At 41.4% G+C, this 23,028-nt stretch carries 25 protein-coding genes; 20 read left to right on the top strand and 5 right to left on the bottom strand.

The annotated features are described in order from the left end of the window. Nucleotides 1–83: 83 nt before the first annotated feature. A complete protein-coding gene (locus KFT32_RS03905) occupies nucleotides 84–344 on the bottom strand; it encodes a hypothetical protein (RefSeq protein WP_211745805.1) in 261 nt (86 codons plus the stop codon). A gap of 31 nt (nucleotides 345–375) precedes the next feature. Continuing rightward, complete coding sequence (locus KFT32_RS03900; protein WP_211745804.1) at nucleotides 376–768, bottom strand: hypothetical protein; 393 nt, start codon at nucleotides 766–768, stop codon at nucleotides 376–378. 263 nt (nucleotides 769–1,031) lie between these two features. Here KFT32_RS03900 and KFT32_RS03895 point away from each other — a divergent pair, with 263 nt between their 5' ends. The 4 genes from KFT32_RS03895 (at nucleotide 1,032) to KFT32_RS03880 (ending at nucleotide 2,905) form a co-directional block, all read left to right on the top strand. After that, complete coding sequence (locus KFT32_RS03895) at nucleotides 1,032–1,334, top strand: tyrosine-type recombinase/integrase (protein WP_211745803.1); 303 nt, start codon at nucleotides 1,032–1,034, stop codon at nucleotides 1,332–1,334. A gap of 36 nt (nucleotides 1,335–1,370) precedes the next feature. Then, nucleotides 1,371–1,592 carry a hypothetical protein gene (locus tag KFT32_RS03890; protein ID WP_211745802.1) on the top strand — a complete coding sequence of 74 codons (222 nt, stop codon included), beginning with the start codon at nucleotides 1,371–1,373 and terminating at the stop codon, nucleotides 1,590–1,592. Nucleotides 1,593–1,760: 168 nt separating this feature from the next. Beyond that, nucleotides 1,761–2,105 (top strand): DUF3243 domain-containing protein, encoded by a 345-nt coding sequence (locus KFT32_RS03885; protein WP_211745801.1) that lies wholly within the window; start codon nucleotides 1,761–1,763, stop codon nucleotides 2,103–2,105. A 245-nt stretch (nucleotides 2,106–2,350) separates the two neighbouring features. Next, nucleotides 2,351–2,905, top strand: a complete 555-nt coding sequence (locus KFT32_RS03880) for a hypothetical protein (protein ID WP_211745800.1) — start codon at nucleotides 2,351–2,353, stop codon at nucleotides 2,903–2,905. A gap of 95 nt (nucleotides 2,906–3,000) precedes the next feature. Here KFT32_RS03880 and KFT32_RS03875 read toward each other — a convergent pair whose 3' ends face one another. After that, nucleotides 3,001–3,597, bottom strand: coding sequence for a hypothetical protein (locus KFT32_RS03875; protein WP_211745799.1), 597 nt, complete (start codon nucleotides 3,595–3,597; stop codon nucleotides 3,001–3,003). 199 nt (nucleotides 3,598–3,796) lie between these two features. Between KFT32_RS03875 and KFT32_RS03870 the strand changes: the two genes are divergently transcribed. After that, the gene (locus KFT32_RS03870) at nucleotides 3,797–4,696 is read left to right on the top strand and encodes an NAD(P)/FAD-dependent oxidoreductase (protein WP_211745798.1); all 900 of its coding nucleotides are present in this window, start codon (nucleotides 3,797–3,799) and stop codon (nucleotides 4,694–4,696) included. A 61-nt stretch (nucleotides 4,697–4,757) separates the two neighbouring features. Here KFT32_RS03870 and KFT32_RS03865 read toward each other — a convergent pair whose 3' ends face one another. Next, complete coding sequence (locus tag KFT32_RS03865; protein WP_211745797.1) at nucleotides 4,758–4,898, bottom strand: YjcZ family sporulation protein; 141 nt, start codon at nucleotides 4,896–4,898, stop codon at nucleotides 4,758–4,760. A 312-nt stretch (nucleotides 4,899–5,210) separates the two neighbouring features. On the opposite strand from KFT32_RS03865, the gene KFT32_RS03860 reads away from it, so the two are divergent. Further along, complete coding sequence (locus KFT32_RS03860; protein ID WP_211745796.1) at nucleotides 5,211–6,470, top strand: MFS transporter; 1,260 nt, start codon at nucleotides 5,211–5,213, stop codon at nucleotides 6,468–6,470. Here the strand turns inward: KFT32_RS03860 and KFT32_RS03855 are convergent. Then, a complete protein-coding gene (locus tag KFT32_RS03855) occupies nucleotides 6,447–7,343 on the bottom strand; it encodes a LysR family transcriptional regulator (RefSeq protein WP_211745795.1) in 897 nt (298 codons plus the stop codon). The genes KFT32_RS03860 and KFT32_RS03855 overlap by 24 nt on opposite strands. Nucleotides 7,344–7,507: 164 nt before the next feature. Here KFT32_RS03855 and KFT32_RS03850 point away from each other — a divergent pair, with 164 nt between their 5' ends. From KFT32_RS03850 to KFT32_RS03785, 14 genes are all read left to right on the top strand, one after another. Then, nucleotides 7,508–8,407, top strand: a complete 900-nt coding sequence (locus KFT32_RS03850; protein WP_211745794.1) for a DMT family transporter — start codon at nucleotides 7,508–7,510, stop codon at nucleotides 8,405–8,407. A 141-nt stretch (nucleotides 8,408–8,548) separates the two neighbouring features. Continuing rightward, nucleotides 8,549–9,649, top strand: coding sequence for an amidohydrolase/deacetylase family metallohydrolase (locus KFT32_RS03845; protein WP_249435636.1), 1,101 nt, complete (start codon nucleotides 8,549–8,551; stop codon nucleotides 9,647–9,649). After that, complete coding sequence (locus KFT32_RS03840) at nucleotides 9,630–10,742, top strand: DgaE family pyridoxal phosphate-dependent ammonia lyase (RefSeq protein WP_481856297.1); 1,113 nt, start codon at nucleotides 9,630–9,632, stop codon at nucleotides 10,740–10,742. Before KFT32_RS03845 ends, KFT32_RS03840 begins: the two co-directional genes overlap by 20 nt. Then, nucleotides 10,739–11,500, top strand: coding sequence for a 2-dehydro-3-deoxy-phosphogluconate aldolase (dagF, locus tag KFT32_RS03835; RefSeq protein WP_211745792.1), 762 nt, complete (start codon nucleotides 10,739–10,741; stop codon nucleotides 11,498–11,500). The genes KFT32_RS03840 and dagF overlap by 4 nt, the downstream gene beginning before the upstream one ends. Further along, complete coding sequence (locus KFT32_RS03830; RefSeq protein WP_211745791.1) at nucleotides 11,487–12,518, top strand: sugar kinase; 1,032 nt, start codon at nucleotides 11,487–11,489, stop codon at nucleotides 12,516–12,518. Before dagF ends, KFT32_RS03830 begins: the two co-directional genes overlap by 14 nt. Nucleotides 12,519–12,526: 8 nt before the next feature. Then, complete coding sequence (locus tag KFT32_RS03825) at nucleotides 12,527–13,243, top strand: GntR family transcriptional regulator (protein ID WP_211745790.1); 717 nt, start codon at nucleotides 12,527–12,529, stop codon at nucleotides 13,241–13,243. A gap of 76 nt (nucleotides 13,244–13,319) precedes the next feature. Continuing rightward, nucleotides 13,320–14,369: a substrate-binding domain-containing protein gene (locus KFT32_RS03820; RefSeq protein WP_211745789.1), complete on the top strand. Its 1,050-nt coding sequence runs from the start codon at nucleotides 13,320–13,322 to the stop codon at nucleotides 14,367–14,369. 352 nt (nucleotides 14,370–14,721) lie between these two features. After that, nucleotides 14,722–15,423 carry a response regulator transcription factor gene (locus tag KFT32_RS03815; RefSeq protein WP_211745788.1) on the top strand — a complete coding sequence of 234 codons (702 nt, stop codon included), beginning with the start codon at nucleotides 14,722–14,724 and terminating at the stop codon, nucleotides 15,421–15,423. Next, nucleotides 15,423–16,784, top strand: a complete 1,362-nt coding sequence (locus KFT32_RS03810) for a sensor histidine kinase (protein WP_211745787.1) — start codon at nucleotides 15,423–15,425, stop codon at nucleotides 16,782–16,784. The genes KFT32_RS03815 and KFT32_RS03810 overlap by 1 nt, the downstream gene beginning before the upstream one ends. Before the next feature lie 38 nt (nucleotides 16,785–16,822). Next, nucleotides 16,823–17,596 (top strand): hypothetical protein, encoded by a 774-nt coding sequence (locus tag KFT32_RS03805; protein ID WP_211745786.1) that lies wholly within the window; start codon nucleotides 16,823–16,825, stop codon nucleotides 17,594–17,596. 442 nt (nucleotides 17,597–18,038) lie between these two features. Beyond that, on the top strand, nucleotides 18,039–19,307 hold the full coding sequence (locus KFT32_RS03800) for an alpha-L-fucosidase (protein WP_211745785.1): 1,269 nt from the start codon (nucleotides 18,039–18,041) through the stop codon (nucleotides 19,305–19,307). After that, entirely contained in the window at nucleotides 19,294–20,241 is a 948-nt protein-coding gene (locus KFT32_RS03795) for a metallophosphoesterase family protein (protein ID WP_349304850.1), read from the top strand. The genes KFT32_RS03800 and KFT32_RS03795 overlap by 14 nt, the downstream gene beginning before the upstream one ends. 67 nt (nucleotides 20,242–20,308) lie before the next feature. Further along, complete coding sequence (locus tag KFT32_RS03790) at nucleotides 20,309–21,688, top strand: ABC transporter substrate-binding protein (RefSeq protein ID WP_211745784.1); 1,380 nt, start codon at nucleotides 20,309–20,311, stop codon at nucleotides 21,686–21,688. Nucleotides 21,689–21,898: 210 nt separating this feature from the next. Continuing rightward, the gene (locus tag KFT32_RS03785; RefSeq protein WP_211745783.1) at nucleotides 21,899–23,017 is read left to right on the top strand and encodes an ABC transporter ATP-binding protein; all 1,119 of its coding nucleotides are present in this window, start codon (nucleotides 21,899–21,901) and stop codon (nucleotides 23,015–23,017) included. Nucleotides 23,018–23,028 lie beyond the last annotated feature (11 nt).

Below are 23,028 nucleotides of genomic sequence, written 5' to 3'. Positions count from 1 at the left end.
ATTGGTATGTTATTAATGCCAATAATCACTCCCTTGATGACAAATAAAAAACCTCTTCTCAAGGTCTAGTTATGAAGATTAACTTATGATTGTTTAAAGGTTTTCTTTATTTCCATATAGCGACGGAAAGCAAGTATGATTGAAGTAATAATGGTCATGACAGCAACAAAAGGATCTGAATTATATTTAAATAAAACTTCAAAGAGATATCCTACTCCAAGTAAAAACAGAGTTAGTATCATGATATCTGTAAACGTTGGTTTTATACTTAGAAATTTCTTGAAAGGCCAATTAAGAATTAAAGCGCTTATTATACCCAGACCAATAACCCAATAAATAAACATAGGCACACCTCCAGAGGCTAATTATAAGAATTCACAAATTTTCGGCAGAAAGAAATATTACATAAGTTTTTAAATTTCCACTCTCATAGATATCGCTCCAATAAAAATCTTTTTGAATCTCATCAATTAGCTTTTTATCTGTTATATGGTAATGTTCTTCGGGCATAAGAACCACAGCAACAAGTATTCTATTAAATAGATCCAATAATGGTCCAATAAATTTCTCGCCAGAATTAATGGCTTTGATTTCATTCAATATTATAAAAAACGAATCATCCGCTAAAAGCTGAGGATCATCATCATAATTTACGAATTCTGATAGTTTGATGAACAATTGATCTTCAGTTGAAGATGTAATCGTGATATGTAGAGACATATCCTGCAGATTGAAATTAATTTGAGATGTAGCATCGACTGACTTCATTCTATTTAGAAGATCTTCTTTTGATTTATAGATACGTTGAACTTTTATAAGATGACCGTCTTCTTTATGGGAATCCCTTAACTATACTCTAAATGCACCATACATGTAAAAATATAAGAATTAATAAAAGACGACTTTGATTTAAAAAACAGGAGGATATTATGGAGAATCAAATACATGTCTCTGGATTTCTAACAAAAAGAGATTAAACAAGCTTATAGAGAGAAACTCATCAAAATACTCTCTAAAGATGAGATAGAAGAATGGATAGAATGGATTTTGTTATATTTAATCTTAAGAATGGTAAGCAAGTGCTCCCGAACAGACTATATGATGCATTCAAAAGAGACTCTGCTCAATCGAACTTGCCATCTATTCGATTCCACGATTTAAGGCTTTCTCATGCAACTCTATTGTTAACAATGAACACTAATGCAAAGGTAGTTTCGGAAAGTTTGGGACACTCTCAAGTAGGAGTAACACTTGATACCTATAGTCATGTTCTTCGGAGTGTGGCGAACGAAGTTGCAGAAAATTTAGAACAAGTTGTGTACTTGAGTGATTAAGAGAATTTAGAATAATGATCGCAATGTGACCAATATATGACCAAGTGGCTATTCGATAGTCGCGTAACCCTTTATCTACAAAGGTTTTCGTCCGAAAGATTTATTGCTTTTGGGAATAACCCAGTTCATTCCGAACTTGCTGAACAACTCGGTGCAGAAATTGCGGATAATAAGCACGTGGTGGCAGATGCGCGTTCGAGAATGACATCAGTTGAGAATGGGTATACATTCAGAACAGGTTGCAGTCGCAATGGGTGATGGCGTATTGTCTGGAATTTGGATTAACAAAGCACTTCATAAAATGAAAAAATGAGATCTTTTCACAAATTTTACTCGTGGATGTTGTTTCAAGCTGAGGGACAAGGTTAATAGAAAGTAAGACGAGCTATGGAAAAACCTAGGAAAAAATATTTGGAGGGATACACGATGTCAGAACAAACACATATGATCAATAAGGATAAAGAAATGAGTCTCGATCAGGTGGAAAGTGTGATGCAGCGAATGGATCCCGAGCAAAAAGAAGATATCCTTGAAAGTTTTGATGCATTCAAACAATATTTAAGCAAAAGGGTATCGCTTGGTGAATCACTGGGGCTGGATGAAGAACAAATGTCAAAAGTAGCCCAGAAGATAGCAGATATTCTTGCTTTGAAGGAAGAACCACGAAATCGTGAGGAAAAATTACTTCAAGAATTATGGAATGTTGCAGATAATGAAGAGAAACTCATCTTAGCAAGGGTACTTGTCCGTTTTGTCAAAGCTGATTCATAATGTATTCAAGATAAGTCTTAGAGGGACCCATTAGACCTTGATATGAATATTTATTATATTTTTGATAACAACTTTGAAACTCTTTCATCATTTACAACGTTTATACTATATCTAGAGCCGAAATTCGAGTGCATAGAGATGAATTGATAACCCAACAATTGCTGGGTGCACCGTTTTTTCGACACTAGGAACAAGTCAGGTGATTCACTTTTTGGGATCATGCTGAACATGAGGAGAGATGCAGGATGAAAAAATCAATACTTGCTATTAGTTTATTGAGTGTAATCTTTTTGGGATCCTTTACATATGGAAATATAAATTATGATTCGGCAACCGTGTTAGCCAAAACTTCTAATCCAGCCGAGCAGACTGAAAATAAAGATACAGCAGATACAACCAAGGAAACCATTTATGTTACGAATCTTGTCAATGAAGCTGGGCAACTTACGATTCTAGCTGATGATATTGATTGGTTTGAAGGTAAAGCAGCAGATGAGGCTCTCGTAGAGCATGAACCGAATGCAGGAATTGATTATGCACCGGATGGTTATTATATCGTAAATGATGACCAATCGATCCAAGAGCTGAAAATCGCTCCGGATGCGGAAGTGCTAGTACAAATTTATGATCGTACAGGCAATCCAGAAGATATTGATCTGAACTGGAATGAGAAGATCAGTCTTGAGAAGTTCATCCAACTTTATGAAAATAAAGAGAACTTGGATATGAGTCAGTTTCCTTATCATGTAACAATTCAAGATGGAGAAGTCATTCAAATTGTACAGCAATATATCCCTTAAGCTCTAGAATAGAACAAAGCCCCCTTACCAATTGGAAGGGGGTTTTGTTATGAAGAATACCTTATAATTTCATCTAATTTCAGAACGAAGGTGAATCAAGGAGTTTGTGTTGTACTTTCTTCTGTTGTACTTTTTTCTTGACCCCCGAATCCTTCGTGAACTTGTACTGAAAGTGCATTCTGTGTTCCTTCTTCAAGTGTAATATCTACAATATCGTCTGCTTGCAGTTCAGAGGAAGGCATATTTGTGGTGTCCGTAATGGTAATTTCCGTTGTCTCCTCCGTAAATAAATTATCCATATCCGGTGGTGCAGTTCCATCCTGTGGCATCGCCGGTACTTCTCCTTCTGGTGCTTGTCCTTGTTCTGGAGGAGTTCCTGTTCCAGCTCCAGAACCCGCAGGCGGCTGACCTTGTGGCGGTTCTGCTCCGTTCATCCCCTCGCCCTGACCAGGCTGCATCGATGATGTATAAATGGTAAGTGTATTTTCATCTAAAGATTTAACCTTGCCAAGAAGCATCGTTCCCTGCGTTTCTGATGATGAGGCAGTAGTACTTGCTGAAGAAGATGTCTCAGGTACGGAGGCAGTGCTGCTCTGGGCATTTTCTGTTGTTGTACCACACCCGGATAACATGAAAAGCAGTACAATGCCTAATCCAATAGACATAAGTTGTGACTTGTTTTTTTGATTCATTTTCTAGATCTCCTTTAAACAATGTAGTTAAACTTACTTGATGAGAACAGTGTATCGTTTTCATATGAACTGAACATGTCTTCAAACTGAGTAGAAGCTGAAAACAGTCTGAAATCACAATGAAATTTAATGGACGTAGAACAGATATGAACAACATATAATGCCTAGAAAGTGATGCTCGATAAAAAGAGGTGTCCCTATGTTTGATTGTATTATCATCGGAGGTGGCCCAGCAGGGCTTAGTGCGGCGTTAGTACTTGGGCGTTCATTGCGAACTGTTCTTATCTTTGATCAGGGCAGACCAAGACATGCTCCTACACGCCACTCTCATGGTTTTTTGACGCGGGATGGTGTAAGTCCGGCAGAGTTCAGAAGATTTGCGTACAAGGATCTGAGTGCTTATCCTTCCGTAAAAATGATAAATGAAGAAGTTGTTGATGTGCGCCAAGGGGCTAGTGGGGGGGTTGAAGTTCTATCCTCAACAGGCAAACAGGCGGCAGCCAGAACATTGCTTTTAGCTACGGGCCTAAAGGAAACCCTTCCTCAGATAAAAGGCCTAGATTCTTTTTATGGACAAAGTTTGTTTAGTTGTCCCTATTGTGATGGGTATGAAATAAGAGGGAAGAAGCTTGTTCTTATTACGGAATCGATGAACGCATTTGCTACAGCTCGGATTATTCAGCACTGGAGTAAAGATCTGGTGTTATGTACCAATGGGCATTCCATTCTTACTTTAGAGCAATATCGAATACTGGGGTCTAAAGGGATTCAAGTACGGGATCAGCCGATACATCATCTGGTTGGGACAGAAGGGAAAATAAGCGGTGTCGTATTTACGAATGGAGATCAACTTTATTGTGAGGCAGGATTTGTGACCCCTCAACTATCCCAGCCAAGTGCGATTTGCTACAAACTGGGCTGTCAAATGAATAACAAGGGAGCCATTCAGACGGATGATTTTGGGAGAACCAATATCCGCTGGATCTATGCTTCTGGAGACAGTTCAGTCGTGTCTCCGACTCAGCTTATTATCGCTGCCGGGGAAGGGAGCCGTGCAGCAATTGGAATCAATATGGATTTGATTCAAGCTGATTTTTGATGAACAAGCAAAGAAGACATCTTCACAGTGGAAGATGTCTTCTTTATTTTTCACAAGATGACTACCAGGAGAATGCACGAGAAATGATAACAAGAAGTATGAAGAGAACTAAGATTGCTCCGATAGACTGGTATCCTCCGCCGCCAAATCCAGATTCACCACATCCATAGCCATATCCGCCATTACGTTTTTCTTCGCTCATGAGTACTGACCTCCCCTCACCAACCTCCTGCATCTTATGACAAATAATGGGTATAGGTTTGGGCTAATACATTTCTGCCGTGAAAATAGGCACGTATCTTGTATGGATGATTGCCAGATGGTGAGGAATAAGGTATGCTAATGGATAAAATTTCAAGGAGGAGATCAAAATGAATGCCAAGTTTATAATGACGATGTGCAAACGACAGAAAATGAATAAAGGAGGAGGAGAAAACGATGAAAAAAGTTAATGCAGGGCATCCGGTGTAACTTCTATTGCCATATGCCCTCTACATAGAGAGGGATGTATATCATGAATTTGTATGTATTCAGAAAAAAACACGCTACCTTTTTATTGTCCAGTATTGGTATTTCCCACATTGGGGATTGGATCTATCTGATCGCTATTAATCTAATGATTCTTCATATGACCGAATCTCCGGCAGCCGTTGGGTTGTTGTATATTCTTAGGCCCATTGCCACGATGTTGACTGCGGGTTTTGCCGGCAGTATCGTAGATCGAATGAACAAGCGTAATATGATGATTATGCTCGATCTCATTCGAGCTGCTTTTATCCTCGCTATCCCTTTTTTGCCTTCCTTATCTCTTATCTATCTCTTCGTATTTCTAATCAGCATGGCTAGTTCCTTGTTTGAACCAGCTTCGCTGGCCTATACCGTTTCTCTAATTCCGATCTCCCTTCGAAAAAAATACAATGCATGGGTTGCGTTGACTCAATCTGGTGCCTACGTTATTGGCCCTGCTGTAGCGAGCGGATTATTTGCTGTCTCGACTGGAAAAACAGCGATTCTCATTAATGGTTTCTCGTTTTTATTGTCTGCACTTCTGCTTACCGGGCTACCCAAAACTCTTTCTGAGCCTTCTATAGATCGGCTGGAGGAGAGAAGTGAAGAAACTATGAACAAATGGAGCTTACTAAAAAAGGACTGGTCAGTCGTATGGGCGTTCAGTAAAACGCATGTAAGAGTAGTCCTTATCTATGGGTTATTTCATGCAGTTATGATCATGGCTGCTGCTATGGATTCTCTTGAAGTTGCCTTCATCACACAAGTCATTCACAGTAGTGATTCACAATATAGCCTGCTTCTGAGTGTCACAGGCATCAGTTTTCTACTGGGATCGTTTATTCAGACCCGTATCGTCCATAGGATGCATACTATGATCCTTCTGGGATTCGGGGCTATGCTATTTTCTACAGGATACTTTATTTACAGTTTGTCCCATTTCTTCGTTATTGCAGGTATGGGATTTGTGATCTTGTCATTTTTCCAAGCATTTATGAATACGGGTTATTTTACTTTTATTCAAAATGAAATTCCGGGCTCTATGATCGGGCGAGTTACTAGTGTATATAGCTTTGTACATGCCTTGCTTGAAATGATAATGATCTGGTTCATTAGTCATGTAGCTGAATTGCACAATGTAAAAACAGCAGTAGTCTCTGCTTCCTTGCTCCAATGGACGATCGCTGCCCTACTACTTGGTAGCTGTATGTACTTGATGATCCTCAAGCGAAGGAAAGTAGATTCAACTACGAGATTCATCCAGTAGATGTTGAAGACGTAACCAGTCCTGAATCGCTTGAAGAAGTCGATTCGCAGCTGGAGACAGTTCTGATAGGGAGAGGGCCGCTAATCCGATGAACCGGTAAGGTTCCTCTTCTATTGGAATGACTTGAATGGTCTCTGGAAGTCTAGTAAGTACCATTTCAGGTAAAATACTTACGCCAAGACCATGCTGAACCATTCCAATAATCGCTTGCTCTTCAGCGACCTCGTATCTGATATTCAGTTTCGTCTGATGCTTTTTGATCATGGTCTCGATCTCATCATCTCCTCCCCATTTCGGCATAATGAAGGGTTCGTTTTTCAAATGTTCAAGGGAGACAGAAGGAGATCCGGCAAGAGGGTGTTCTCTTGAAACGATACAAACCATGCGATCTTTCTTAAGTGGAATCGTATCCAGCGGCGAATTCCCTTGTATAGAGATAAAGCCAAAGTCTACGGCGCCGGAAGCAATCCAGCTTTTGATTTCCCCATAATCCCCTTCTTTCAATTTAATATGAATATCTGGATATTCATGATGGAAAGATTTGATAACACCAGGGAGCCACTGCGAAGAAACACTGGTAAAGGTACCGACACGTACTGTTCCTGTCTGAATGCCATTCAGCAAATGAATTTCTTGCTGCATCATTTCCTGCCATTTAAGAATCTCTCTCATATAGTTATAAATTCGTTCTCCGTTAGTGGTGAGCTGTATGCCTGACTTCGCGCGGATAAGAAGAGTAAAACCGTAGTCTTTTTCCAGGCTCATAATGGCATGACTGACAGCAGATTGTGTTAAATTTAAGGATTCTGCTGCTTTCGTCAAGCTGCCAACTTCAATGACAGTACACAAAATAGCGTATTTGGTCAGGCTCAATCTTCATTTCCCCTTACATGAAATATATTCATGTTATGTATTATAAACATTCATTTTTCTAATGGGAAGAGTTGATATATACTTTGTCTTGCTGCTTATGGAAGCGGTTAGCTCAGTATACATAACAAGGTAACGAGGGGAAGAAGCAAGACATGATTAGGAGAATGAATATACAAAGAATAGCCGATTTGCAAATGCTGCTTGTTACCCTCTTATGGGGATCATCTTATTTGTTTATGAAAGAAGGACTTGGAAGTGTACAAGAGATAAATCTGATTGCTCTCAGGTTTGGTTTTGCTTTTCTGCTACTGGGTATTCTGTTTTATAGAAAGTGGTCATGTTTGAACTGGAAGCTTGTAGGACAAGGATTTTTATTAGGAGCAGTGTTGTTCACCGCTTTTATTTTCATTACTTATGGTGTAAAACGAACAAGTACTTCTCAAGCCGGTTTTCTAATTAGTTTGTCAGTTGTGTTTGTTCCACTACTAACAGCAGTTTGGAAGAAGCAACTTCCGAGCAAAAAAATGGTAGTTTGTATCATGCTGGCGGTGACGGGCATATCTCTACTGACCTTAGATCAGAGCCTGAGCATTGGTTCGGGAGATATACTGTGTATATTAGGAGCACTGATGTATGCTGTATACATTATACTTTCTGGATTTATCGTGAAAAATGGGGACGCTATCTTACTTAGTATTTTGCAGCTCGGATTCGCCGGAGGTATTGCTCTAATCTTTTCCTTTATCTTTGAACAACCGAGGCTACCAGATACAAATGAGGCATGGGTAGCAGTACTCGGTTTGACTGTGCTATGCAGTGCAGTAGCCTATACACTTCAAATATTGGCTCAGCGACATATGACTTCTACACGTGCTGGACTTATTTTTTCCATGGAACCGGTCTTTGCAGCGGGGTTTGCGTTGATGTTCTACGGAGAGAAATTGCCTTGGAATGGATGGGTAGGGGCGTGTTTCATCTTGTCAGGGGTATTACTCACAGAGATTACGCCACGGTTACCACAGTGGATAAGAAAACAAAAACGAACCGAAAAAGTAGGAGTTTAAATGAGCTTGGAGTAAAAGATCGTCATGTAAGACGATCTTTTTTATCGAACAAACATTATAACGTTATATTTACCTAACACAAAAACTGTGTTATCCTAATCACATAATAAAATACCAATGTTAGGAAGAAGGAGGTGTGAAATGGCTACAACAATACTTCGCTCTGTACGCACAGCTGATCATGAGGAACGTTTTGATTTAATTATTGTAAACGGTATCATCGCTGGGAAGTCTGCTCCGGGAACTGCTTCAGGAAATAATATCATAGATTGCAGTAGTTTGTACGTGTCTAGTGGCTGGATTGATATGCATGTCCATGCGATGGAAAGTTATCAGCCTTACGGCGACAACATGGATGAGATTGGCGTACGCCAGGGTGTCACTACCATCATTGATGCAGGAAGCTGTGGTGCCGATCATATCGCAAGCCTTGCACAGCAAAGTAAAGAAGCTGCAACTAGGGTTCTTGCCTTTCTTAACATTTCACGTATTGGTCTTGGAGAGCGTCAAGATGAGCTTTGCGCTGAGGAATGGGTAGATGAGAATGAAATTACTACATCGATTAACAGGTTTGGTTCCTTTATTGTTGGACTCAAAGCAAGAATTAGCAAGAGTGTCGTGAAGAATGAAGGCATTCGTCCACTTCAAACCGCAAGATATTTATCAGATAAAACAGGATTGCCTCTAATGGTACACATCGGCTCAGGGCCACCTGCTATAGAGGAAGTTCTGAACCTACTTCAACGTAAAGATATCATTACGCACTATTTGAATGGAAAGAAAAATAATGTGCTGGATGAAAATGAACAGCCTCTTCCCGAATTTCTTGCTGCAATAAAAAGGGGAGTTCACCTTGATGTAGGTCATGGAACGGCAAGTTTTTCATTTGAGGTAGCGGAAACGGCAAGGAAACTGGGTATCCACCCAGGTACAATCAGCTCGGATATCTATCGTGGCAATCGTTTAACCGGGCCAGTTTATAGTTTAGCTCAGGTGATGAGCAAGTTTTTACTTCTGGGATATTCGCTAGTTGATGTTGTAAATGCGGTTACGACGCATGCAGCAGATTGGCTGGGGCGCCCTGAGCTAGGACGGATTCAGGTAGGGGATGAAGCAAACCTTACTTTGTTCGAATTGGTTCAAGATTCAATTGAACTTACAGATTCTATGGGAGATTTGCGCAAGGCAGAGACAATCATTAAAACGAGAGGAGCGATTATGGGTGACAAATTCTATTCTTGAACAATATGGTTTGAAACGGGTTATTAATGCAAGTGGTCGAATGAGTATTCTTGGCGTATCGGCGCCAACGGACACGGTCATGGATGCAATGAAACAGGGAGGACAGCAGTATGTGGAGATTGCGGATCTAACGAACAAAGCAGGTGATCACATCGCGCATGTACTAGGGTCTGAGTCAGCAGTAGTGGTGAATTCTGCATCGAGTGGAATTGCGCTCTCTGTAGCCGCAATTGTAACCCAAGGGAACAAGAGAAAGAGCGAAAAACTCCATCAAGAATTGATCCTGAAAAATGAGATTGTGATGTTAAAAGGTCATAACGTTCAGTATGGTGCTCCTGTAGAGACGATGGTTTATCTGGGAGGCGGTTCACTTCTTGAAGTTGGGTATGCCAACGAAGGAAAGAAAGAACATATTGAGGAAGCATTGAATGATCGCACAGCTGCAATTTTGTATGTCAAATCCCATCATTGCGTGCAAAAGAATATGATTTCGGCTCAAGAAGCTTACGAAGTCGCACAAAAACATAAAATCCCTCTGATCATTGATGCTGCAGCGGAAGAAGATCTGACCAGCTATATCGGTATTTCTGATCTTGTAATCTTTAGTGGATCGAAAGCGATTGAAGGGCCTACTTCCGGAATCGTGGCGGGTAAAAAGCAGTATATTGAATGGCTAAAAGTACAACTTTCTGGAATTGGACGGAGTATGAAAGTGGGTAAAGAAACAACATTCGGACTGCTAAAAGCGCTGGATGAATATGGCGTGAAAACCAACAAGAGCGAGCAAGAGAAACAAGCATTACAAAAGCTTGCATCCCTTTCCGAACTTGTTGGCGTTGAGATGTCGACAGTACAGGACGAAGCGGGCAGACTTATTTTTCGAGGGCGTATTCGAATTGATGAGAAAAAGACGGGCATCAGCGCTGTAGAGGTTGCTGAGCAGCTGCGTACAGGAGATATTGCTGTTTATACCCGTGATTACGGGGTAAGACAAGGTTATTTTGATATTGATCCAAGATCACTAAGAGAAGATGATATGGACATTATTTATTCTCGTATCTATCAAATTATATCTGGAGGTACACAATCATGACGACAATGGATAACAGGTTGTATAAAGGCAGAGCAGCACTTAATGTACTGGCAGGAAGCGTAGAAAATGCAAAGAATATTTTTGAAGCAGCAGAAGGACATGTGGTCATTGGTGTTTTATCTAAAAATTATCCAGACGCAAACGCTGCAGTAACAGCGATGAAACTTCACGGTGAAGTATGCGAAGATGCAGTGTCCATTGGACTGGGTGCAGGAGATCCGAAGCAATCGGAGGTCGTGTCAGAGATTGCGAGAGAATATGCAGGAACGCATATTAATCAAGTGTTTACAGGAGTAGGGGCAACCCGTTCAAGCTTGAACGGAGAAGAAAGCTGGATTAACAGCCTTGTATCTCCTTGCGGAAAACCGGGTTATGTTAATCTGTCTACAGGACCTCTTAGTTCCTCTACGCCCGAGAAAGCGATTGTACCTGTGGAAGCAGCGATTGCTCTCGTATCTGACATGGGCGGCAATGCGCTGAAGTATTTTCCAATGAATGGACTGGATACTAAAGAAGAGTTCATCGCCGTTGCTAACGCCTGCGCAAAAGCAGGATTTGCACTCGAACCAACCGGAGGTATTGATAAAGAGAACTTCCGTGAAATTGTGCAAATTGCACTTAAGGCAGGCGTGCCTGTAGTGATTCCCCACGTTTATTCATCCATTATTGATAAAACAACAGGAGAGACCATCATCCAGGACGTACAAGAATTAACGGAAATTCTTAAGTACGAGGTGGATGCTCATGGCAAAGGCTAATCTAAAGCAAATTACTTCATTTGGTGAGGTAATGATGCGACTCGAGGTGCCTTCACACTTAACTTTGAGTCAAAGCCGCTCTCTGAATTATTCTTTCACAGGGACTGGTGTGAATGTAGTGGCAGCCCTTATTAAGCTTGGACATCAAGGAGCGATTGTAACTACTCTGCCGTCTAATTCACTGGGAGATGCTGCTGAAGCTTCGCTAAGAGGACTCGGGTTTCAGATGGAATACGTGCGTAGGGAAGGACAACTGCTCGGATCTTATTTTCTCGAAACTGGCTATGGTCCCCGAAAAAGTAAGGTGACTTATGCAAGCCGTAAAAACAGCTCTTTCAATAGCGCTTCTCGCGATGTGTACGATCATCTGCCTGTGGCAAAGGAAAGTGATTACTTTCATCTGTGCGGGATTGGACTTGCGATGAATGAAGAGATAAGATATCAGATGAAAACCTTAGCAGGTGAGGTGAAGTCACAAGGCGGAACGGTGGTCTTTGACTGTAATTTTCGAGCCTCTTTATGGTCGGAAGAAGAGAAAAAACAGGCGAAGCATCACTACGAGGATATGCTCCGTCTGTCGGATATCGTCATGATGAACGAGCGGGATGCCATATCGCTGCTAGGTTACGAGGCTTCATCGGATGACCGATTAGACCAAATCAAAGAGCTCATTCCTCGGATCGCAGAAGATTATCATATTCGTGTCATTTCCGGGACCCAGCGGACGATTGAAGCGGATGGCCATTCCATTCAAGGGTTTCTATACCGCAAGGAAACAGGTGGTATGACGTTTGGCAAACCGATGAGAGTACAGGTGCTTGACCGAATTGGTGCTGGCGATGCGTACACAGCAGGAATAATTCACGGTGAGATTTGTGGATATGATCCGGGGTATACTGTTCAGTATGCAACGGCTGCGTCCGTCCTCGCTCATACGATCATTGGAGATACCGCCCTCTCTTCGGAGGAGGACATTCTTCAGGTCATGAATGAGCTTGTGCTTGATATTGAAAGGTAGTGATTTACGTGACCCTATCCAGAAAAAAAGGGCCGCTTTATTTACAACTAAAAAAAATAATCCGGGATCGCATTGTGCATGGCAGGTACCCTATTGGTTCGCTCATTCCTTCAGAGCCACAGCTCGAACAAGAATTTAAAGTGAGCAAGATGACAGTGCGAAATGCAATTCAGGAATTACAACAAGAAGGATATGTACTGAAGCAAAGCGGAGTCGGAACGACAGTACTTCGAAACTCTACTTCTCCCCAAATGTCTAAAGGGAAGAGATTCACGGAAATATTAGTAGAGCAAGGGGACCGAATTGATAAGAAATTAATAAGTAAAAAAGTGAAAGAAAATCGTCCTAATGATGAGGCGTATACCCTTTTTGGACCCTCTTGTCTGTGTATTGAACGGTTATACTTATTGAATGAGGAACCCTATATTTTTTATGAACACCGGCTCTCATCAGACTTAGCGGATCAGGTGGAATGGAATCCGGGAGATGAATTCTCTTTGTATGAGTGGATGGAGGAGCAAAATTTAGTTGCTGATCATTATCAGGATCAATTTACCGTTGGACCACTTCCTGCTACGGTTGCCTATGAACTAGCAATGCAAGAGGGTGAGGTTGTATTGCAGCGACACCGATATACATTTGATGAAATGGATCGTGCCATTGAGTGGAGTATTGGTTACTACAAAACACGTCTTAAGCCTTACATCGTAGATTATCGGACATAAAGTAGGCTTCTTCCCCTGGAGTATGATAAGATGACGCTATATGTGTACATTTTGACCTTAGAAGACAGGTGAGAAGATGCGAAAGAAAGTGACAATGCAGCAAATTGCTGATACGGCAGGTGTGTCCAAATTCGCTGTATCAAGAGCACTCACGGGCAAATCCGGAGTTAGCGAGCAGACAAGAGATAAGATCATTCGTACTGCTGGCCAGCTTGGTTATTTTAAGAATGGGACGGGTGGAGCTGCAAGGGCGGTTGTTTCTGACGAGGAAAAGGATCGAGAGATGAATCCTGACTGGCAGAGACAGACAGGTACAATTCTTGTGCTGTTTCCAAATATAAGGCATCAAAATATGGATTCTTTATATTGGGGTCCTGTATTTGAAGGAATATCTGCTAGGCTGAATGAGAAGGGACTCGATATATTAACTTTAACTGAACCTTCTTCTGATAAAGTGTTCTCCCTACTAAATCCTGAAGCAATACAAGGAATTATTACGGTTGGAGCCGTCTCTCCCTCACTACTGCTTGAGTTCCAGCGGTTGCAGATCCCAGTGGTCATGGTGGATCATTCTGATTCTGCATTTCACTGTGACACCGTGTTTAGTGACAATATAAGTCTCATGAGAGAGATGATGAATCAACTGATTGCCATTGGTTATCGAAAATTTCAGTTTGCAGGGAATATCTATGATGCGCCCAGCTTCTTAGAGCGTTGGACGGCTTTTCGGATGATGCTCGATGAACATAATATCCCCTTGGAACAAAACACCAAATTGTTTCATGAAGATATAGTAGGACTGAAGGAAGCAGTGAGCGAGATTCCAAAGAGTCAACTTCCTGAAGTATTTGTATGTGTGAATGATTCAACTGCACGTTTTGTGCTGGAACAGCTAACCAATCAAAATGTATCGGTCCCAGACGATTGTACGGTAACCGGTTTTGATAATGTCATGGTGGACCTCCCGATACTGGCAACGGTAGATGTGAATAAATCGTTACTTGGAAGAAGAGCCGTTGATCAATTGTTATGGAGAGTGGAACATCCGTCTTCTCCGGCGGAAAGACTGCTTATCCATGCAGAAATGATATTTAGGGATACATATATGACACCTAAAAGAGGATAGATATAAATGAAAAACCATCATTTCTGGAGTAGCGCTGCTCCAGAAATGATGGTTTTTGTTCGTTGTTTTCTTAACATGAAATAACAAAATGAACTTATCAGAAAATTTGTTATTATATTTTTTGATGTAAATTTTCATTGTAAATATCAATATGATTTGGTGCTAAATTGAAGGAAAAAGAAAGCAAGAAATGAGAATTTAGTATACCAATTGTAATGAGGATGTAAGGAAAAACGGACCTTTAGTAGCAGATATTCTTATTTATGTATTCTTATTGTTTTCAGTGACGCTCTTAGGTGATAGAATAAGTGGATATTTATATACCAAATTATGTAATGAAAGGAAATGTAACATGAATATTCTAGTCGTTGAGGATGATGAATCAATCTGTAACATACTGCAATCATACCTGATGAATGAAGGCTGGACGGTAATCACTTCCGAGGACGGTAATGATGCCCTGCAAAAAATTCATAATTTTAAAATTGATTTGTTAATTCTGGATTTGATGATTCATGGTATACCAGGAGAAGAGGTTTGTCGGAAAGTAAGGCAGTCTTCAAGCATGCCTATTATTATGATCACCTCCAAGGCTCGTGAAATTGATACGATTAATGGTCTTAATTTAGGTGCAGATGATTACATTACAAAGCCTTTCCGTATGAAAGAGGTGGTCGCCCGTATTCGGGCTTTAGAGCGTAGAATGAATATGCTATCTGTGAATAGCCGAACGGTGATGAGATTTAACAAAGGGAGTCTTATCATTAATTTCGAATCGAAAGAGGTTCAACTTAATGGTAAACTTGTAAATTTAACGGTTACGGAGTTTAAGCTGCTCAGTGTCTTGCTCAAAAGCCCTAATAAGCTATATAGTCGCCAAGATTTATCTTATGAAGTTCAAGGTTATCGTGATATTGGTGATGGAAGAACGACGGATACCCATATTAAGAATATCCGTAAGAAGATTGAAGAGGATCATAAAAATCCGGTTTATATTGTAACTAAAATAGGTGCAGGGTATAAATTTACATTTCATCCGGATGAGGATTACTAATGGGCCTAAAGCACAGATTTGGACAGACACATTATGTTCTTTTTATTACCTTTATCGTGACTGTGATGCTCTTCTTAACCGTGGCGTATTTATTATTTAAGTTCACCATTGATCGTTCTCTAGAAGACTACAAGATGATCTATGCGAAAGACCAGACACAGAAGATTGCCTTTTCTTTACGAACCCAACTTGAACCTGATAGGTTACCAGGCGAGATGGCAGATTGGCTGGAACAGGCGGTGAATGTGTATTCGATGAATGTACGTTACTATGCTCCAAACCATGAAACTGTGTTGTACGATTCGTGGCCGGATGTTCAGGAGTTGGAGAGGCCTTTCACGGTAAGCAGCCCGATTTATATTGATGGTCAGTTAATCGGGATTTTGGAATCTATCGTGGATTTAGGTGACGATTATAATCTACCTACGATGTCTTTCTTTTCATTTTCGACTTTAGAGGGTGGTGTTGCAATCCTTCTTCTGTGCTTAGCCATAGCTATCTGTTACATTCTAGCCATGCGATTGTCCAAGCCACTTCGATTAAGTAGCCTTCAGGCGAATCATATTGCTGCTGGTCATAGGGAGACGTTAATTTCGGAGACAGGTACAGCGGAATTGAAGCAGCTTATTGCTTCCACGAACAGGCTTGTAGGGGATTTGAATAGCCAAGAACACTGGCGTGAGCAATCAATGCAGGATTTAACGCATGAGCTTCGTACCCCCCTGACTTCGATGTTATCAAGAATGGAAGCGCTTATTGACGGTCTTTATCCAGCAAATGAAGAAAATTTGAACCGTGTTTATGCTGAGATTTATCGCCTGTGTCGTCTGGTTGATGATGTAGAGAAGTTGTCGGAAGCAGAAGGTGCCAAATTCCAGCTGGATACTGAATTTATTGATATACGTAATCTGGTTAAGGATGTGTTCGAAAACTTAATATTTCTGGCTAAAGCCAAGGATATAACCTTTAATCTACATACCGTTTTTATCCCGTGTCCTGTCAAAGTCGACTCGGACCGTTGCGTCCAGATCATAACAAATATTATCTCCAATGCGATCAAATACACCCCGGTAGGAGGGACCATTGATGTAGGTGTAACGATTGAACACAAGGATATGATCACGATTTACTGCAGCGATAATGGCATCGGGATATCTGAGCAAGATTTACCACTTATCTTCAATCGGTTTTATCGAGCAGATAAAGCTCGTTCAAGAGATACCGGAGGAATAGGAGTGGGTCTAAGTATCGCTAAAGCGCTTATTGAAGCCCACGGTGGAACCATTCAAGCGGAAAGTGAACTCGGTCATGGTTCGATGTTTCAAATTGATATTCCGGAAGCTCGCCTGCCTCAAAATTAAATACTCAATTATTAGTTGTGACGGAGGTTGTCTTCATAATGAAAAAAGTATTCCGCATGCTGTTTAAAAATCCATTAATATTAATATATCCGATCGTTTTGGATACATTGTCCTTCATTTTAGGGCTCATAATCGTTGGATTTATAGGTTCACCATCCTTCTCAGTGCGTCTGATTCTCGAGATGGGGGTTCCATCTGTAAGTTATGTGAGCAATATACCGCAGCTTGTTAACCAAATGCAGTTTATGGGAGATACGGTGTCGGTAAGAGCATGGATTCCGGTAATCTTTGTACTTTTATTGATGGCTTTTGCTCAAGGCGGCTATATTGCCTCGCTGAATCATGTTGTGGAGGGTCGTCCAATTTCAATCCGTCAATTTATGATGGATGGCAAAAAGCACTGGGTTCGCTTTATCTTCTTTTTTATGATCATAACAGCAGCCAAGACTGCAATGACCACATTGCTGGTAGCGTTTCTGGGTGCCGTTGGCCTCTTTCTTTCCCTCATTATCTTCGTTATTCTCCGAATAATCTTTATCTATGTAGAGTTCTGTATCGTTGTTGATCAATTGAACGTGAACGTAGCATTTCGGCAAAGTATACGTTATTTTCAAGCAACGAGCTTTAGTACTTCGGGCATAATCATTGCCATGATGATAAGTTCGGGCGTCATTAGTTTGCTGATCCACCAGCTGTGGAGTCCAGTAGCTATCATTATTGCGATACCAATCTGCGCAGTGGTTCTTGGCGCTGTCCAAATTGCTTTTATGCAGCAGTTGTGTCAAACCAAGCATCTGCAAGGAAACAGATAATATCCATTTTATACATAATTATCCTCTTAAAAAAGCTATCCGCCTAGTAGACGTTTTTAGACACGCGGGGATAGATCTTCGCCTAAATAGAAAAAAACAGGCCGTTCAAGGGTTTCAAACTTGGAGGCCTGCTTCATTTTGCAGACCATGGTGTGTTTATTCAGCACATGGTTGGAAAGCGAAAGTTAGCCCACCTCCAACCCCAATTCCTTCAAGCCTCGAAGTAGAGGAGAGGACGAAAGTGATTCTGAAGAAGCAACAGCAGTCGACTAAAAGAAAGTCTTAAAATTAAAAGGGTATACTTAAATTTGGAATTTTTCCTGTTGGTAAATATTTGTGAAACATGGTCGTATATATTATCACATGAAATGCGCAGAAGTCTTCACACTACCTTCACAACAGAATTGATACGATTAGAAAAAATGTTGAGGGGTGGCTCTAGGTGATAGAGAATTCGATGATCAAACCGACAAATAGGCAGTTAGAGTATCAGGGATGGGAATTCGGACTGTTTTTACATTTTGGCCTACGTACATTTTATGAGGGGTATATTGATTTTGATAAAAGGCCGATGTCACCCTCTGCATTCAATCCCAATCAGTTGGATTGTGAACAGTGGATTCGAACAGCGAAAGAAGCAGGGATGGAATACGCAGTACTAACCGCGAAGCATCATGATGGATTCTCCAATTGGCCATCGAAATATAGCTCGTTCTCTGTTGCACAGTCTCCTTGGAAAGAGGGAAAGGGGGATGTCGTTCAGGAGTTCGTTAACGCATGTCGGAAGTACGACGTGAAGCCCGGACTTTATTATTCTCCATTTGACGGATCGGCAGATTTCTATCATCAGGATGCGAAGTCTTATGATGACTACTTCGTGAATCAAATTACGGAATTGCTAGGTGACTATGGGGATATTGATGTATTGTGGTTTGACGGCTGCGGCTCTGAGGATCATGAATATGACTGGCGAAGAATTATTGGAGAGATTCGCTGTCTGCAGCCGAATATATTGATTTTTAACATGGGCGATCCTAATTTTCGGTGGGTAGGTAATGAAGACGGGATTGCACCGATTCCTAGTTGGAATGTCACAGATGCAACGGAATTCTCGATTTTAACTGAACAGAAGGAAGCTTTAGGAGAAGATATTTGGTTGCCTGTGGAATGTGATGTACAGATGCGTGCGAATTGGTTCTATAGCGATAGTGATGAACACACGCTCAAGAGCTTGGATCAACTGATGGGCTTGTATTATTGTTCGGTAGGGCGAGGGGCAAATATGCTATTAAATATCGGGCCCAATCGAGAGGGGCTGTTACCTGATCTAGATACTGTTCAATTGCAAGCCATGGGAAAAGAGATCCGAAGAAGATTCAACAAGCCTATGGCGACAATAGAGCAGTGTTCTCAGAGCAAGTCAGGATGGTCTTATAAGACAGACACACCTCATTTAATTGACCATATTGTCCTTCAAGAGGATTTAACGAACGGAGAGCATGCCCGGAGTTTCCGCATTAATGTCACCACGGAGAAGACACATCGTTCTATTACGGTTTATGAAGGAAAAAACATCGGGCATAAAACGATTATTCGTATCCCTGCAATGAAAGTACGGGGTGTCGAATTAGAAATTATTGAATGTGAAGACGTACCTGTTATCCGTCAGATGGCAATCTACTACGTGGGGGAGACCTATGTATCTGAATAAAGCATTGAGATTTAACAATGATGGCTTCTTCAAGATTGTACAGTTCACTGATACAGAGTACTTAGATGATGACCATGGATTAAACGCGAAGACAGGGAAGATGATGCAGGATGTTATTCGCGTAGAACGTCCTGATTTGATTGTGTTTACCGGCGACATTATTGGGAGCTTGCGCTGTATAAATCCGGAGCACACCTTTCGAGAGGTCGTGTCTGTGGCCGAACAATGTAAGATTCCATGGGCTGCTGTCTTTGGCAACCATGATTCGGAAGCGGGTATTACAAGGGATCAATTAATGGAGATTCAATTAAGTCACGAATATTGTGTTGCTGAACAAGGAGAAGAGAGTCTTAGTGGTGCAGGCAATTTTGTATTGAAGTTGATAAATCATGAGGATCAGACAAGTGCAGCACTTTATTTTATGGATAGTGGCAGCTATTCAACGCTAGGGCATGTGGGCGGCTATGATTGGATTCGAAGGGACCAGATTGAATGGTATGTAGCACAATCAAAGAAGTTGACGAAGAACAATGAGGGAGTAACGGTTCCGTCCTTGGCTTTCTTTCATATCCCGCTTCCGGAGTACGAAGAGGTCTGGAACACGAAAATATGTTATGGAGAAAAACGAGAGGAGATTACCGCACCCCGTGTGAACAGTGGTCTATTTACCGCGATGGTAGAGATGGGAGATGTTATGGGAACTTTCGCCGGACACGACCATGGTAATGATTACTTCGGGGAACTACATGGGATTCGACTGTGTTATGGAAGATCCTCGAGCTACATCCAGTGGGGGAAGGAGATTGAGGTGGGAGCCAGAGTGATTCAATTACAAGAAGGGGCAAGAACATTCGATACCTGGTTGCACCTTAGTGATGGTTCGATCATACGAGAACAACCTAAACATCAACCTTTAGGTAAGAGTAAGAGTTAAACTCCTTCCATTGGGGAAAAGATTCTAGCATTTTGCTTTTAAAATCACTTAGGGGGAATTGATTGTGATGAAAAAACGTAAAATCGGGAACTTACTCATGGTTTTATGCCTAATGTTCACGCTCTTTGTAACTGCATGTAGTAGCTCGGATAACACAGCAAATGAAACAGAAAACAAGCCTGAATCAGGGGTCTCGGACACCAATAACACGGGTACATCAGAAGAAGAAGGACCGAAAGAACCAACCAAGCAATTTAGTGATGAGCCTGTCACGTTAAAAATTGCAACGACGTGGGACTTAAACTATTTCACACCAAGAATGATTGATCCAATTCAAGAGCAATTTCCCAATGTAACAGTAGAGTATGTTAACTGGAACGGCACGGTTGAGAACATGCAGGAGCTAAGTGCGCAAGGAATTGTTCCTGATATCGTTCATGGCTCCACCGGTCAAGCACCGCTAGAAGAGCTTGAGATGGTATTCGGCCTCGATGAAATGATTGAAGAATATGGTGTTGATGTAAGTGGGGTGAATCCAGAGCTGCTTCAGGAATTACGTTCACGCGATAAAGAAGGACGCTTGATTGGTCTTCCAGATGCTGGAGATGTTCTCGCTTTGTACTATAACAAAGAAATATTTGATCTGTTTGGTGTTTCTTACCCAACTGACAATATTACTTGGGATGAACTTCTTGACTTGGCGAAACAGCTAACCGTCATGAAGGATGGTGTTCAATACAGTGGTCTTGATTTAGGGTACATGCCAACAGCGATCTTTAATCAATTATCTATGAACTATACCGACCCGGAAACGGGAGAAGTCTTGTTTGATAAAGATCCGAAGTTTGCAAAAATGATGGAGGTTCTTACAAAGTATTTCAGCATTCCAAATATCTATAATCCGGAAGATCAAGGTAAGTTTGAAGGTAAAACAGCTGCGATGGTCGTTAATTGGCATGGCTTCTTAACTTGGTTTGGCGGAGAAACGGAAGAGAGAGTTGAATATGAGAAAAGCATGGATATGGTTCCCGTTCCGTCGTTTGCAGATATGGCGGGAATAGCTCCGAAACCAGGCACTCACCCATGGGTCATCAATGATTTTAGTGAGAATAAAGAAGCAGCACTGCAAGTGTTATCTTATCTGATTTCACCGGATTACCAGCTGCAGTACCGGATGAGAATGGGTACCCCGTCGGTCTCCTTGAGTCAAGAAGACGGGGAACTATTCGGTGCAGACGACCCAACGTATACGGATAAAAATGTTAGCGCAATGTTCCAAAATACATTTGCTGAGCCACCAGCACGTAAAAGTCCATGGGATCAATATGTTGCGATTAATGAAGCACTCACAAAGTTTGCAACGAGTGATTTGAACGTAGCGGAGTTTACTCGTGTGCTGAAGGAAGAGACTGATATCAAGATCAAGGAAGAGAAGTCCAAGCAATAAGCGGTATGATACATCATTCAAGAGCAGGCTTGTCTATCCAGGACAGGCTTGCTCTAATAAGGTCACCCTTTGTCGAGTGATGGAAGATAAGACAACATTCACAAGAAACACACATCATTCTCACACTACCCCCACAGAGATGTTGTTAAGATACAAATTATAGTAAACATTTCAATAAAATGGCGAGTGCGTGCAAAGGAGGAAGTTCCAGTGTCGAGAATTATTTTTAATCATGTTCACAAGCGTTACGGAAAATATAAAGAATACGCGGTGAATGACTTCAATCTCGAAGTAGAGGATGAAGAGTTTCTTGTCTTTGTAGGTTCTTCAGGATGCGGTAAATCGACAACATTACGTATGCTCGCGGGATTGGAGGATATTTCTGAAGGTGAAATTTACATCGGCGATACGATTGTAAATGATATGCCTCCTAAAGATCGCGATATATCGATGGTCTTCCAAAACTATGCATTATACCCGAACATGTCTGTCTATGAAAATATCGCCTTTGGTTTGCAAATGAGAAAGCTTCCGAAACATGAAATTGAGACATCTGTGAAACGAGCTGCCCGTGTACTTGAGATTGAGAACTTTTTGGATCGTAAACCAAGAGAACTCTCCGGTGGTCAGCGTCAGCGTGTGGCTCTGGGCCGTGCAATCGTTCGTACACCGCAAGCTTTTCTTATGGATGAACCGCTCTCCAACCTGGATGCGAAGCTGCGCGTGCAGATGCGTTCTGAAATTATTCGCCTTCACAAGAAGATCGGTGTTACAACGATTTATGTTACCCACGATCAGATTGAAGCCATGACGATGGGTGACCGTATTGTGGTGATGGAGAAAGGGATTGTTCAGCAAGTGGATACGCCAGAGGTCATTTATAACGAACCGGCTAACCTATTTGTAGCTAATTTTATCGGAAACCCACCGATGAATTTTGTGACCGGAAAGATTGAAGACCGTGATGGTTTCCTTGAATTCAATACGAAGAGATTCGGACTCAGACTTACTGAGAAGCAAGCTCATGCGATGAGACAGATGAATCTCGTAGACCGAGGAATCATTATTGGTATGCGTCCAGAGAACATTAGCTTCGAGGAAATTATGATGGAAGCGCATCCAAATTCGATTATTAACGGAACCATGGAATTAAGTGAATTCGTTGGCTCAGATCGTTATTACCATATGAATATTGGACTGGAGAAATATCTAGTTGCACGTGCACACCCACGCTATCACTTCGATGATGGAATGAGAACTGCTGTAGCCGTGGATATGAATAAAGCATTGTTTTTCCATAAAGATACTGGGTTTTTATTAACAAAGTGATGGAGGGGTAC

Source organism: Paenibacillus sp. Marseille-Q4541 (assembly GCF_018310695.1).
GTDB lineage: Bacteria > Bacillota > Bacilli > Paenibacillales > Paenibacillaceae > Paenibacillus.
Note: the sequence above shows the minus strand (reverse complement) of the source record. Positions and strands in the feature narration are given on the sequence as shown.